At 63.1% G+C, this 13,782-nt stretch carries 13 protein-coding genes; 8 read left to right on the top strand and 5 right to left on the bottom strand.

From position 1 onward, the window contains the following. The first annotated feature begins 42 nt into the window (after window positions 1–42). Window positions 43–1,962 carry a methyl-accepting chemotaxis protein gene (locus tag OGV19_RS00165; RefSeq protein WP_264311579.1) on the top strand — a complete coding sequence of 640 codons (1,920 nt, stop codon included), beginning with the start codon at window positions 43–45 and terminating at the stop codon, window positions 1,960–1,962. 170 nt (window positions 1,963–2,132) lie between these two features. Here the strand turns inward: OGV19_RS00165 and OGV19_RS00160 are convergent, their stop codons facing one another. The 4 genes from OGV19_RS00160 to OGV19_RS00145 form a co-directional block, all read right to left on the bottom strand. Further along, a complete protein-coding gene (locus tag OGV19_RS00160) occupies window positions 2,133–3,068 on the bottom strand; it encodes an IS110 family transposase (RefSeq protein ID WP_264309399.1) in 936 nt (311 codons plus the stop codon). A 255-nt stretch (window positions 3,069–3,323) separates the two neighbouring features. Then, complete coding sequence (gene ggt, locus OGV19_RS00155; RefSeq protein ID WP_264311578.1) at window positions 3,324–4,991, bottom strand: gamma-glutamyltransferase; 1,668 nt, start codon at window positions 4,989–4,991, stop codon at window positions 3,324–3,326. Window positions 4,992–5,108: 117 nt separating this feature from the next. Continuing rightward, window positions 5,109–6,005 (bottom strand): LysR family transcriptional regulator, encoded by an 897-nt coding sequence (locus tag OGV19_RS00150; protein ID WP_264311577.1) that lies wholly within the window; start codon window positions 6,003–6,005, stop codon window positions 5,109–5,111. Between the two features lie 78 nt (window positions 6,006–6,083). Further along, the gene (locus tag OGV19_RS00145) at window positions 6,084–6,674 is read right to left on the bottom strand and encodes an NADPH:quinone oxidoreductase MdaB (protein ID WP_264311576.1); all 591 of its coding nucleotides are present in this window, start codon (window positions 6,672–6,674) and stop codon (window positions 6,084–6,086) included. 195 nt (window positions 6,675–6,869) lie between these two features. Here OGV19_RS00145 and OGV19_RS00140 point away from each other — a divergent pair, with 195 nt between their 5' ends. Then, entirely contained in the window at window positions 6,870–7,184 is a 315-nt protein-coding gene (locus OGV19_RS00140) for a putative quinol monooxygenase (RefSeq protein ID WP_264311575.1), read from the top strand. Here the strand turns inward: OGV19_RS00140 and OGV19_RS00135 are convergent. Further along, the gene (locus OGV19_RS00135) at window positions 7,174–7,938 is read right to left on the bottom strand and encodes a sulfite exporter TauE/SafE family protein (protein ID WP_264311574.1); all 765 of its coding nucleotides are present in this window, start codon (window positions 7,936–7,938) and stop codon (window positions 7,174–7,176) included. The genes OGV19_RS00140 and OGV19_RS00135 overlap by 11 nt on opposite strands. Before the next feature lie 77 nt (window positions 7,939–8,015). On the opposite strand from OGV19_RS00135, the gene OGV19_RS00130 reads away from it, so the two are divergent. The 6 genes from OGV19_RS00130 (at window position 8,016) to OGV19_RS00105 (ending at window position 13,782) form a co-directional block, all read left to right on the top strand. After that, on the top strand, window positions 8,016–8,897 hold the full coding sequence (locus tag OGV19_RS00130; RefSeq protein ID WP_264311573.1) for a LysR family transcriptional regulator: 882 nt from the start codon (window positions 8,016–8,018) through the stop codon (window positions 8,895–8,897). A gap of 110 nt (window positions 8,898–9,007) precedes the next feature. Next, on the top strand, window positions 9,008–9,613 hold the full coding sequence (locus OGV19_RS00125) for a CDP-alcohol phosphatidyltransferase family protein (RefSeq protein ID WP_264311572.1): 606 nt from the start codon (window positions 9,008–9,010) through the stop codon (window positions 9,611–9,613). Window positions 9,614–9,643: 30 nt separating this feature from the next. Then, on the top strand, window positions 9,644–11,401 hold the full coding sequence (locus OGV19_RS00120; RefSeq protein WP_264311571.1) for a bifunctional alpha/beta hydrolase/class I SAM-dependent methyltransferase: 1,758 nt from the start codon (window positions 9,644–9,646) through the stop codon (window positions 11,399–11,401). Beyond that, window positions 11,398–12,720 carry a phosphatase PAP2/dual specificity phosphatase family protein gene (locus OGV19_RS00115; protein ID WP_264311570.1) on the top strand — a complete coding sequence of 441 codons (1,323 nt, stop codon included), beginning with the start codon at window positions 11,398–11,400 and terminating at the stop codon, window positions 12,718–12,720. Before OGV19_RS00120 ends, OGV19_RS00115 begins: the two co-directional genes overlap by 4 nt. Then, complete coding sequence (locus tag OGV19_RS00110; RefSeq protein WP_264311569.1) at window positions 12,717–13,148, top strand: hypothetical protein; 432 nt, start codon at window positions 12,717–12,719, stop codon at window positions 13,146–13,148. Before OGV19_RS00115 ends, OGV19_RS00110 begins: the two co-directional genes overlap by 4 nt. A 10-nt stretch (window positions 13,149–13,158) precedes the next feature. Next, the gene (locus OGV19_RS00105; RefSeq protein ID WP_264311568.1) at window positions 13,159–13,782 is read left to right on the top strand and encodes a lysophospholipid acyltransferase family protein; all 624 of its coding nucleotides are present in this window, start codon (window positions 13,159–13,161) and stop codon (window positions 13,780–13,782) included.

The raw sequence follows: 13,782 nt of genomic DNA, 5'->3' as shown, positions 1-13,782 counted from the left end.
ATCGACGATCAAGCGAGCGAAAACAACTTCTGGAGTGCGTGCATGAACAGCTGGTTTGCCAACATCAGCGTCAACCTCAAACTCGGCCTGGGCTTCGGCCTGGTACTGATCCTCACCGGCCTGCTGGCCCTGACCGGCTGGACCAGCCTGGGCAGCCTGATCGACCGCAGTAACTGGATGAGCGACATCAGCCAGCTCAACAAGGACCTGACCGATCTGCGCATCGCACGCCTGCAGTACATGATTGCCAATGGCGACGATGCGGCGGCGGCCAACACACTGGCCAAGCTGGAAGCCTTCAGCAACCAGCAGGCGCGCCTGGTCGATACGTTCAAGAGCCCGGATAACGTCAAGTTGCTGCACGAACTGGGGCAGACCATCAGCCAATACAAGGTGTCGCTGGGCACCATGCGTGCAGGCTACAACGCCACCCAGACCGCTCGCGAGGCCATGACCGCTTCGGCCGCCAAGGCTGACCAGGCCATGGATGCCATCAGCCAGGAAGTCATGGCACGCCCCGAAACCGATAGTGCGCGCCTGGCCCAGTACCAACTGATCAGCAAGGCTCGCCAGCAGCTGTTGCAGGTGCGCATCGACGTGCGCGGTTACATTGCCGACAACAGTGCGGTCAATGAGCAGGCCGCCCTGCGCCAACTCGAAGCGGCACTGGCCGAGGTCGACACCCTCAAGCGCCAGCTGCCTGCCGCAGACGCGCGCCTGCAGCAGTTCGAACAGTCGGTGCAGGCCTACCGTGATGCCGTTCGCCAGTTCCGCGATGCGCTCGCCAATATCACCAGCGCGCGTGCCGAAATGACCGTCCAGGGCGCCGACATCGTCAAAACCAGCGACGCGTTGTACAAGATCCAGCTGGAGCGACGCGACATCGAAAGTGCGCAGGCCCGTAGCCTGCAGGCCATCGCAACCCTGCTGGCGTTACTGGTAGGCGTTCTGGCAGCGGTGCTCATCACGCGGCAGATCACCCGCCCGCTGCAGGAAACCCTGCAAGCCGTGGAACGCATCGCCGGCGGCGACCTGACGCACGACCTGCGCGTCACCCGCCGCGATGAACTGGGCGTGCTGCAACAGGGCATCGCCCGCATGGGCACCACCCTGCGTGAGCTGATCAGCGGCATCCGCGACGGCGTGACCCAGATTGCCAGCGCCGCCGAAGAGCTGTCGGCCGTGACCGAGCAGACCAGCGCAGGGGCCAACAGTCAGAAGGTCGAGACCGATCAGGTGGCCACCGCGATGCACGAAATGGCGGCAACCGTTCAGGAAGTCGCGCGCAACGCCGAGCAGGCCTCGCATGCCGCCACCGGTGCCGATGACGAAGCTCGCGCGGGTGATCGTGTGGTCGCTGAGGCCATCGGCCAGATCGAGCGCCTGGCCGAAGAAGTGCACCGTTCCACCGAAGCCATGAACCTGCTGCAACAGGAAAGCCAGAAGATCGGCAGCGTCATGGACGTGATCAAGTCGGTGGCCGAACAGACCAACCTGCTGGCGCTCAACGCCGCGATCGAAGCGGCCCGTGCTGGTGAGGCAGGACGTGGTTTTGCCGTGGTTGCAGACGAGGTGCGCGGCCTGGCCCAGCGCACGCAGAAGTCCACCGAAGAGATCGAAGAGCTGATCGCCAGCCTGCAGCACGGCACCCAGCAAGTGGCCACGGCCATGCAGGGTAGCCGCACCCTGACCGACAGCAGTGTCGAGCTGGCGCGCAAGGCCGGCGCCTCGCTAGGAAGCATCACCGGCACGGTGTCGAACATCCAGTCGATGAACCAGCAGATCGCGGCGGCGGCGGAAGAGCAGAGCGCGGTGGCCGAAGAAATCAGCCGGAGCATTCTGAATGTGCGGGATGTGTCCGAACAGACGGCGGCGGCCAGTGACGAGACGGCGGCGTCCAGCGTTGAGCTGGCGCGGTTGGGCGGGCAGTTGCAGATGATGGTGAGCCAGTTCCGCGTTTGACCTTTAGATAGCATTCGCGGGGCAAGCCCGCTCCCACAGGTTCACGCCCTCGGAAGGCAGCGGTAATCCTGTGGGAGCAACTGTCTTCTTGTGGAAGCTGGCCTTGCCGGCGATGGGGCGCGTAGCGCCCCAGGCCCGGCTGTGCCGGGCATCGCCAGCAAGGCTTGCTCCTACGAATGAGCTATTTGCTCCTTCCAGGGCGTTCCGGTCTTGAGCATCGCATTTAGCCTCACTATCAATACTCGCATACACGCCACCACCGATACTTTCGCGCACTTCCCCTGGGCTCGCAGTGCTTTGTAGCGCTCGCAGAAGTCCTTGTTGTGCCGTATCACCACCCAGCAGGCCATATAGAGCGCCCGCCTGACTTGTGAGCGCCCCCCCCAGATTGAACGCTTGCCCGACTGCTTGCCGCTGTCCTGGTTGAACGGCGCAACACCGACCAAGGCGGCAATTTCCTTCTTATCCACCTGGCCCAGCTCTGGCAGCAAGGCCATCAGCTTTCCGGCAGTAATCAGACCAATTCCTTTGACTTGAGTGAGCTGTTTAACCCGGTCATCAGGCAAAGCTGCTGCCTGCTGTGCGATCTCTTGTTCCAGCGCTCGAATTTCACCCTTCAGATAGGCGATGTGTTGTTCCAACCGCAAACAAACACTGGGAGCCCGCGCCTGCTTCAGGCGCCGCTTGTCATCGTCGCGCTGTTGGACGAAGCGATCCCGCTGCATAAGCAGTTCGCGCAGCAAGGCCCGCTCGGGTGTCATCACCTGGCAAGGCCGTGGGGGCATAACTTCAGCCAGGTGAGCCAAAACAGCTGCGTCAATGGGATCGGTCTTGGCGCGTTTACCCATCGACTTGGCAAAGTCCCGGGCACGACTGGGATTGATCCGGCAAACCGGAAAATCGGCATCCTGCAGCGCTTTGAGGACATTGCACTCGTAGCCACCGGTAGCTTCGAGCAAGACCATTGAAACTGCATACCCGCCAAGCTTTTCGACGAGCAGTTGGAATCCCTTCAAGTCATTGGAAACACTGAAGTTCACCCCCTCAGGGCGGATGTGAACAGCAAGTGTGGCACTGGAAACATCGATGCCGACAGAGGAAGACATGGCCAAACCCTCTTAAACTCAAGGAGTGAGAGCGCTTTGGCTTGGCCCACGCTTGTGATTCGAGATTACGCCCCTCATCCAACTGTTCGGGCTCTCGCCAAAGTGGAACGGTGAATGGCAGCTTTTGCTCCCACACGTGCTCTGGGCACCTCGGGCTATCAGCTTGCCATTCACCGCTCTCACTTCAGATTCTATTCCCTCTCCAAGACACAAGCGGGCTTGTCCCGCGAAGAGGCCAGCACTGAGTCTACAGAATTACTTGACGATCATCCCCACCCCACGCCCACGCGGGTCAGAAGCCGTCTCAAGCTTGTCTCCGTTCACCCGGATCGCCTGGATATCGCCCATCTCCCAGCCCTGGTCCTCCAGCACATACCCCATTTTCTTCAAGTCATCCGCCACCGCTCCGGTCAGCGGTGCATAGCTGTCGAAATAGATAGTGTCTTTAGGCAGCAACTGATGGTGCACACGCTGCGCGGCCACTGCCTTCTCCAGCGGCATGTCGTAGTCGTACAGGTTGTTCATCACCTGGAAGATTGACGTGAAGATCCGCGAGCCCCCTGGCGTGCCGATCACGAGCTCGACCTTGCCATCGCGGGTCATCAGGCTCGGGCTCATGGATGACAGCATGCGCTTGCCCGGCTCGATGGCATTGGCATCACCACCGACCACGCCAAAGGCATTGGCCGCACCCGGCTTGGCGCTGAAGTCGTCCATCTCGTCGTTGAGCAGGAAGCCGGCGCCCTTGACCACCACACCACTGCCGTAGTCGAGGTTGAGGGTGTAGGTGTTGCTGACCGCGTTGCCCTGTTTGTCGACGATGGAGAAGTGCGTGGTCTGGTGCGGCTCCAAGCCCGGCTTGACGTCGTCAGTGACCGAAATGGCCTTGGGGTTGACCTGCGCGGCGCGCTTGGCCAGGTAGTCCTTGGCGATCAATTGATCGACCGGCACCTTGGTGAACGCCGGGTCGCCCAGGTAGTCGGCACGGTCGGCAAATACGCGCTTCTCGATCTCGGCGAGCAGGTGAATGTACTGCGCTGAGTTGTGCGCCACGCCCTTGAAGTCTGCCGCGCGGTCTTCCTTGATGCCCAGCAGCTGGGCCAGGGCAACGCCGCCGGAGCTTGGCGGTGGGGCGGTATAGACCACGTTGCCGCGCCAGCTCAGGGCCATCGGCTCGCGCCAGACGGCCTTGTAGTCCTTAAGGTCTTGCTTGGTGATCAGGCCTTTGTCCGCCTGCATTTGCGCCACCAGCAGGTCGGCGGTCTTGCCCTGGTAGAACTCGCTCACGCCCTTGTCGGCAATGCGTTCGAGGGTCTGGGCCATCTCGGGCTGCTTGAACAGCTCGCCCACCTTCATGGTGCCGAAGTAGTCGTTGAAGTTAGTCGCGGTCTTGAACAGGCCCTGGGCATCGTTGCGGTACTGGTACTGTTTTTCGGCAATCTTGAAGCCGTTTTTGGCGTAGCCGATGGCCGGCGTCAGCAACTCGCTCCAGGGCAACTTGCCAAATTTCTGGTGCGCTTCCCACAGGCCCATCACGGTGCCGGGTACACCCGCCGCGCGAACGCCGACCAGGCTGAGGTTCTCGATCACTTCGCCCTTGTCGTCCAGGTACATGTTGCGGCTGGCAGCCTTGGGCGCCACTTCGCGGTAGTCAAGGAAGTAGGGCTTGCCGTCGACGAACAGGGTCATGAAGCCACCGCCGCCGATGTTGCCGGCTTCAGGGTAGGTCACCGCCAGGGTGAAGGCCGTTGCCACGGCGGCGTCCACGGCGTTGCCGCCCTTTTTCAGAATATCGGCGGCCACCTGTGCGCCATATTGATCGGGCGCGGCCACCGCGCCCGCCTCCAGGGTGGCCGCAAAGGCCGATGAACAGCTCAGGAAAGCGGCTCCGAGGGCCATGGACTGGAACAGGACAATACGCATGACACTTCCTTGGTGTTGTTTTTGTTGATCACTCAGTAAGGCCGAAGCGTATCGACTGTGCAATCAAACGTAGGAAGTTTCGCCGCCTTTGGGCAGGATCTGTCGCGTTCAGGCAACTCAGCAGGCGTACATCGCCAGCTTGCGCTGGATGAAATCGAGGAAGCACTGGATGCGCAGCGCCAACTGCGTGTTGCGGTAGTACACCGCATGGATCGGCTGGCGATAACCGTTGTTGGCGTCGCCCAGCAGCACCTGCAGGCGGCCAGTGCGGATGTCTTCGTGGGTCATGAAATGCGACAGGCTGACAATGCCCTCCCCGGCCAGGGCCAGTTGGCGCAGGGTTTCGCCGCTGGAGGCGATCAGCGCGGGGCGGATCGCCCAGCGGTCGCCCTGGGCATGGCGCAAGGGCCAGTGGTTGAGCGACTCGGGCTGGCTGAACCCGAGCAAGCAGTGGTTGGCCAGGTCTTCGACGCGCTGCGGGGTGCCGTGCCGTTCCAGGTAGGCGGGGCTGGCCAGCACCTGCACCGGGCTGCACCCCAGGTTGCGTGCATGCAGGCTGGAGTCGGCCAACTCGCCGATACGGATCGCCACATCGGTGCTTTGCTCCAGCAGGTCGATGATCAGGTCGTCGGTGTTGAGCTCCAGCTCGATGCCGGGGTACTGGCGGCGGAACTCGCCGATCCAGGGCAGGATGGCGTGCAGCATGAACGGCGCCGCGGCGTTGATGCGCAGGCGCCCGGTGGCGGTCTGCCGGTTCATCGACAGGCGCTCTTCCATCTCGTCCATCTGTTCCAGGATCAAACGCGAGCGCTCAAGGAAAAAGCGGCCTTCTTCGGTCAGGTCCATGCGCCGGGTGGTGCGGTTGACCAGGGTGGTGCCGAGCTTGGCCTCCAGGCGCGACAGGGAGCGGCTGACGGCTGACGGGGTCTGGCCCATCTGCTCGGCTGCAGCAGAGATCGAGCCGCAGTCGATCACAGCGACGAATACCTGGAGTTCTTCTGATCGGGTTTTCACGTGTGGGCCTGTGTCTGATCTCGCCATGATTGATAACCGCTTGCAGACGGCAAGTCCAGCGATGTCAGTACCGGTTCTTTACTCAGCCTTGCCGAACACCTTGTCCAGGTGCGCTTCATACGCGGCCAATGCTGCCGGCACATCCGGGCGCTTCATCACATCCACCGCCAGGAAGGTCGGCAAACCGGTCATGCCAAGGAACTGGTTGGCCTTGTGGAACGGGAAATACACGGCGTCCACACCTTTGCCCTCGAAGAAGTCGCTGGGGTCGTCAAACGCCTGCTGTGGGGCATTCCAGGTCAGCGACAGCATGTACTGCTTGCCCTGGATCAGGCCACCGCTGCCGTACTTCTGCGAGGCATCCGAGCGGGTCCGGCCGTCGTTGGCGTACAGGCTGCCATGGCCTTCGGTGAAGACGTCATCGATGTACTTCTTCACCGTCCATGGCGCACCCATCCACCAACCTGGCATCTGATAGATCACCACATCGGCCCAGAGGAACTTCTCGACTTCCTCCCGCACATCGTAGCCACCATCAATGAACGTCTGCCGCACGTCGAAACCGGCACGGTCCAGGTGAGCGATAGCGGCTTCGTGCAGGGTCGCATTGAGGCGGCCATCGGAGTGAGCGAACTGTTTACCACCGTTGAGCAAAAGGATCTTTTTCATGCTGGCCTCGATTTGGCGATATCGACCCGAGGCCGTGTTGCCTCGATCGAATCAAATGGGATGACCGGCAGGTTAGAGACTCACTGGCAGGGGAAACAGCAGGTATGAGTCAAAATACAATTGCCCTGAAATCACGAATGTACAACCCATTATTGCCTTAGAATCGTTTCATCATTCACCAGCGAGTAGCGATCCATGAGCGAGCAGTACGCTTTCATCCTCAAAGCCAAGACCCGCCCGGAAATGGCCGAAGCTTTCGAAACCCTGTTCCGCGCCTATGTCGAGCCCAGCCGCCAGGAACCGGGCTGCATCGAGTACCACATGCTGCGCGACAAGACCGACCCTAGCCTGTTCGTGTTCTACGAGGTGTGGGCAGACAAGGCGGCACTGGATGTGCACTCGGCCCTGCCGCACATGGTCGCGTTCTTCGAAAAACGCATGGACTACCTGGAGCGCGAGTTCGATATCCAGTTGATCGACATGCTCAGCGCCTCGTCTGCTAACCGTTGATCAGCAGATGGCCGCCGAGTACGGCCAGGCCGATGAAGAAGCAGCGCTTGAACAACGGTGCACTGATGCGCTGACGCAACCACTGCCCCGCCAGCATGCCGACCAGTGCCGGCGCCAGCATCAGCAATGAAGCACCCAGGGCCTGGCCGCCCAAGGCATCCTGCCCGGCCAGGCCCAGGGCCAACGCCAGGGTCGAGACCGTAAATGCCAGGCCCAGGGCCTGGATCATCTCGTCACGGTTCAGGCCAAGGCTTTGCAGGTACGGTACCGCCGGCATCACGAACACCCCGGTAGCGGCCGTCACCACACCCGTCACCATCCCGCAGAGCGGCCCCAGCCACCACTCCCGCCTTTGTGCCACGCGCAACCCCGGGCCAAGCAGCCCGTACACCGCGTAGGCCAGCAGCGCGGCGCCCAGCGCATGCGCGGCCCACGCGCCACTGTTGATGCCCAGCCAGGCACTGCCGACCAGTGTGCCGACGAAGATCATGGCCAGCATCGGCCCCAGACGTCGCAGCAACGCCAGCAGATGGCCCCCGGCAGCCAGTTGCCAGAGGTTGGTGAGGGTCGAAGGCACGATCAGCAACGCGGCTGCCTGCGCGGGCGGCATAGCCAGGCCAAGCAGGCCCATGGCGATGGTCGGCAGACCGAGACCGATCACACCTTTGACAGTGCCTGCCAGAAAGAAGGTAATGACCACCAGCAGCGTCAATGCCGGGCCAATGGTCTGATAGAACGCGATCAAGGTATTCATGGGGCCATGATGGCGTGCGGCGGGATGGCTGAAAATCTGCCATATACTCAGCCTGACTATTGCCAGGACAGAGGCACATGCATTTCGACCTCATCGACCTCACGCTTTTTCGCCATACCCTGGAGTGCGGCAACATTACTGCCGGCGCTCGCCGTAGTCATTTATCCCTACCTGCTGCCAGTGCGCGTATCCGAGCGATGGAAGCGTCACTGGGTACGCCATTGCTTGAACGCAATCGCCGGGGCGTACAGCCGACCCCTGCGGGCCAGGCGCTGTTGCAGCATGCCCGGCTGATCGAGCAGCAGGTCGAGCGCTTGCAATTCGACCTGGCCCAGTATGCGCAGGGCCAGCAAGGCCAGGTGCGGCTGTTGTGCAACACGGCAGCCCTGACTGAATACTTGCCCGAATTGCTGGCCGGCTATCTGGCCGAGAACCCAGGCGTCAGTGTCGATGTCCAAGAGCTGCCGAGCTTGCGGATCGTGCAGTCGATCACCCAAGGCATGGCGGATCTGGGGATCATCTCGACCGCTGCGCCCAGTGAACATTTGCAGACCCTGCCGTTTCGCGATGACCCACTGGTGTTGGTGACACCCCTTGGGCATCCATTGGCGGAGCACCCTGCACCAAGCTTCATCGACAGCCTCGCCCATGGTCATGTCGGGCTGGGGGCGGACAGCGCATTGGCCTTGTATCTTGAGGAACAGGCTCTGCGAGAAGGCAGGCGAATGCGGGTGCGGGTACGTGCCGACGGCTTCGATGGGGTGCTGCGCATGGTGGCGGGGGGTGCCGGGGTCGGCATTGTGCCGCTGGCTTCGGTGCAACGCTGGCAAGGGCTGTTGCCACTGCACTGGGCGGCGCTTGGTGAGGACTGGGCCAATCGCCGGTTGCTGGTGTGCGCCCGGGACTTTGCGGCGTTGCCAGGGTATGCGGCGGGATTGGTCAAGCGCTTGGCAGGCTGAGGATACATTCGGCCATACACGGTTTGTAGAAACGTAAATCTGGCAACGGCGCTTGCGACCACTGGGGCGCTTTGACCACAATCATGCTGCACCACGAAAAGGAGTTTCCAGTGCCCTCGATCTACCAGCTCAAGCCCCGCTTCCAAGCCCTGCTCCGGCCTGGCGTCAAGCGCCTCTATGAGCGCGGCGTCACGGCCAATCAGGTTACCGTCGCCGCCGCCCTCGTATCGATCCTGCTAGGCGTGCTGCTGGCAGGGCTCAGCCACATCAACTGGCTATTCATTCTGATCCCGGTGTGGATGCTGCTGCGCATGGCGCTCAACGCCGTCGACGGCATGCTTGCACGCGAATTCGGCCAGCAATCCAGGCTCGGCGCCTACCTCAACGAACTGTGCGACGTGATCGCCGATGCAGCGTTGTACCTGCCCTTCGCGCTGCTTGTCGGCGTATCTCCCACGCTGGTGGTGCTGGTGGTACTGAGCGCGACCTTCAGCGAATACGCCGGCGTCATGGGCCCGCTGGCGGGCGCATCGCGGCGCTACGACGGGCCGATGGGCAAGAGCGACCGGGCGTTTGCCTTCGGCGTCTTGGGCTCCGGCGTTGCCTTGGGCCTGCTCAACGCCACCTGGCTCAACGGCCTCTTGCTGGTCATCTTCGCGCTCTCGCTCTATACCCTCTACAACCGGGTTCGCCAAGGGCTGACCGAAGCCCGCTGAGCCTATCGCCGCCGGACAAGGATTCTCGCCATGCGCCAAGCGCAATCGCTGCATTTCTCCACCCATGACGGTGTCGAGTTGCACTACCGTCATTGGCCCGCAACCCGCAATGAACACCAGCCACGCCGCGCCGTGGTGATGTTCCACCGCGGCCACGAGCATGGCGGGCGCATGGCCCACCTGGCTGACGAACTGGACATGCCGGGCTATGACTTTTTCGCCTGGGATGCCCGCGGCCACGGCCAGTCACCGGGGGCACGTGGTGACAGCCCGGGGTTTGCCACCAGCGTGCGCGACGTGCAAACCTTCATTGAGCATCTGCAGACCGTGCACGGCATCGCCGAGCAGGACATGGTGGTGCTGGCGCAAAGCGTCGGCGCCGTGCTGATCGCCACCTGGGCCCACGACTACGCGCCCAAGGTGCGCTGCCTGGTGCTGGCTTCACCGGCGTTCAAGGTAAAGCTGTATGTGCCCTTCGCACGGCCTGGCCTGAAACTGCTCAAGGCCGTGCGCGGCAACTTCTTCGTCAACAGCTACGTCAAACCGCGCCTGCTCACCCATGACCCCGAGCGGGTCATGTCGTATGTGGCCGACCCGCTGATCAGCCGACCGATTTCGGTGACCATGCTGCTGGGCCTGTATGAAGCGGCCGACCGCGTGGTGGCTGACGCCCAGGCCATCCAGGTGCCGACCCAGTTGCTGGTCTCCGGTGCGGACCTTGTGGTCGAGCGCAAACCGCAGGCGCGTTTCTTCGAGCGCCTGGGCAGTGCACGCAAGGAAATGCACACGCTCCCGGGGTTTTTCCACGACACCCTCGGCGAACGGGACCGCGCCCATGTGCTCAAGCGTATCGAGCGCTTCGTCGCGCATTGTTTCGACAGCCCTGTGCCCGCACCGTCGCTGCTCGACGCCGACAAGGCCGGTGCCAGCTGCGCCGAGGCCGAGAGCCTGGCCGCGCCCCTGCCACGCCACTCGCCCCGCGACCTCTACTGGCGCGCCACCCGTGCAGGCCTGAACCTGGGCAAAGGGCTGGCCGAGGGCGTGAAGCTGGGTTTTGACACCGGCTTCGACTCGGGCAGCACCCTCGATTACGTCTACCGCAACCAGCCCACAGGCAAAGGCAAGCTGGGCCGCATGATCGACCAGAACTACCTCGACGCCATTGGCTGGCGCGGCATTCGCCAGCGCAAACTGCACGTCGAAGAGTTGCTACGCGAGGCCATCGCCCGCCTACGCGCCCAACAGCGGCCGGTTCATATCGTCGACATCGCCGCCGGCCATGGTCGTTACATCCTCGAAGCCTTGCAGGAACTCGAACAACTGCCTGACTCGATCCTGCTGCGCGACTACAGCGAGCTGAACGTGCAACAAGGCAGCGCATTGATCGCCGAAAAAGGCCTGAGCGATGTTGCCCGTTTCGTCCAGGGCGATGCCTTCGATCGCGCCAGCCTCGCGGCCCTGCAGCCAGGCCCTACGCTGGCGGTGGTGTCTGGCCTTTACGAACTGTTCCCCAGCAACACGCTGGTGAGCAACTCCTTGGCTGGCCTTGCCGATGCCGTCGAAGATGGCGGTTACCTGGTCTACACCGGCCAGCCCTGGCACCCGCAACTGGAAATGATCGCCCGTGCCCTGACCAGCCATCGCGGCGGTGAGGCGTGGGTGATGCGCCGGCGCAGCCAGGCCGAAATGGACCAACTGGTCGAGGCGGCGGGCTTTCGCAAACTGGCCCAGCGCATCGACGAGTGGGGCATCTTCAGCGTCAGCCTGGCGCAACGGGTGCGTGAATGAGCCCAGCGCGTGAGCCCGGGTTGATTCGCCGTGGCGTGCTCTGGCTACTGCTGCTGGGGCCGTTCTTCTTCCTCAGCTATGGGCTGGTAAACACCCACACCGCCAGCCTTAGTGATGTCGGCAGCCTGGTGTTCGGCTGGGAACACAGCATGCCACTGTGGCCTTGGACGATCATCCCGTACTGGTCGATCGACCTGCTTTACGGCTTGTCCTTCCTGCTGCCACGCACCCGCCAGGAGATGGACCGGCATGCTTTGGCGCTGCTCACGGCACAGGTGATCAGCGTCAGCTGCTTCCTGCTCTGGCCACTGCGCTTTACCTTCGAGCGGCCCGAAATGAGCGGGCTGTTCGGCTGGCTGTTCGAGGTGCTGATGGGCTTTGACAAGCCTTACAACCAGGCGCCGTCGCTGCACATCGCGCTGCTGGTGATCATCTGGGCGATGTTCGCCCGGCACGTGCACCGCCAGCCCTGGCGCTGGCTCATGCATGGCTGGATGGCGTTGATTGGCGTGTCGGTGCTGACCACCTGGCAGCATCACTTCATCGACGTGCCCACCGGGGCGTTGGCAGGGTTTGTCTGCCTGTGGCTATGGCCGTGGCACGGTCGCCTGCCATGGCAGCAGGCCCGCCTTGCCCGTGATCGCAAACGCTGGCGGGTGGCGCTGTGCTATGGCCTTGGCGCCTTGCTGTGTGCGCTACCGGCGTTCGCATCAGGTGGCGCGGGGTTGTGGCTGTCATGGCCGGGCGTGGCGCTGCTGTGGGTGGCACTGAACTACGGCGTGTTCGGCGCGGGTGGTTTTCAGAAGGGCGCCGATGGGCGCTTGTCCAATGCGGCGACCTGGCTGCTGTGGCCCTATCTGATAGGGGCGTGGATCAATTCCAGGTTATGGACACGGCACCACCCGCAGGCGGATGAGGTGTGTGACGGGGTATTCCTGGGGCGTATTCCAGGGCGTGGCGAGGGCGCGCAGTTTGCTGCCATCGTCGACCTGTGCGCTGAACTGCCGTGCCGCGATGGGCCTGCTGCCACAGGCCAGTACTATCGATCTGTTCCCACCCTGGACCTGATTGTCCCCGACAGCAAGCTGTTGCACGAAGCGGCAAACGCCATCGAGCAACTGCGCCAGCAAGGCCCCCTGCTGGTCTGCTGCGCCCTGGGCTATTCCCGCAGCGCCAGCGCCGTGGCGGCCTGGCTGGTACTCACGGGCCGATGCGCCGACGCCGCCCAGGCCGAACAGCTGATCCGCAGCGCACGCCCTGGCGTGGTCTTGCACGCCGCCCATCGACAGGCCCTGCAACAGCTTGGAGCACGCCCATGAACCTGCACCTGACGGCCAGCCTGCTGGCCCGTGGCAGCCAGTTGGAGCGCCTGTCGGACGGCATCACGCTGCTGGCCCTGGGCTTTGGCCTGGCGCCACTGCTGGGTGCCTCGCTGCATCCATTGTGCAGTTTGTTGTGCGCGGTGCTGCTAGCGCTCGGTGTGCTGCACAAATATTGGGCCATCCGCGTGGCCCTGGACGCCGAACTGTTCACCCGCCTCGGCGCCAGCCAAGACCTGCCTGCAGACACACAAGCGCTGGACCGCGCCCTGTTCGACCTCAACCTCAAACCGCACGCCAAGGATACCCGCGACTGGCCCGCCCGCAGCCAGGCCGCGCTGGCCCTGCTGCGCCGCCAGACTGTGTGCCTGGGCCTGCAACTGGCGCTGACCTTGGCTACCCTGCTGACACTGCCTTTCACCGGATGACAACCGCCCCATGCTTGCGACCTTGACCGCCTTCGTCATCACCTCCGCCGCCCGGCTGATTACCGGAGCCCGTGCGTTGTGGCTCGGCTGCACGCCGCTGCCCGTGCAACGCCTGTACTTCGCCAACCACAGCAGCCACGGCGACTTCGTGCTGCTCTGGGCCTCGCTGCCAGAACCCCTGCGTAAACGCACCCGCCCGGTAGCCGGTGCCGACTACTGGGCAAAACCCGGGATCCGCGACTTTCTCATCCGCAACGTGTTCAACGGCGTGCTGATCGACCGACAGCGGGCAGAAGGCCAAGGCAGCCCCCTGCAGCCGATCCGCGAAGCCGTGGCCCAGGGCGACTCGTTGATATTCTTCCCGGAAGGCACGCGCAACCTTGGCGACGAGCCCCTCATGCCGTTCAGAAGCGGCCTGTACCATTTGGCTGCGGCCAACCCCGACGTCGAGCTAGTGCCGGTGTGGATCGCCAACCTCAACCGGGTCATGCCCAAGGGCCGCGCCCTGCCATTGCCGCTGCTGTGCACGCTGAGCTTCGGCGAACCCCTCCACCTGCAGGCTGATGAAAGCAAGCAGGCCTTTCTCGAACGGGCCAGCCAGGCCCTGCTGAACCTGGCGCCCAAGGATGCCTGA

Source organism: Pseudomonas putida, from assembly GCF_025905425.1.
In the GTDB taxonomy this organism is placed as follows: Bacteria; Pseudomonadota; Gammaproteobacteria; order Pseudomonadales; family Pseudomonadaceae; genus Aquipseudomonas; species Aquipseudomonas putida_AF.
The sequence above is the reverse complement of the archived record's forward strand: the minus strand, read 5'-3'. Positions and strand labels throughout refer to the sequence as shown.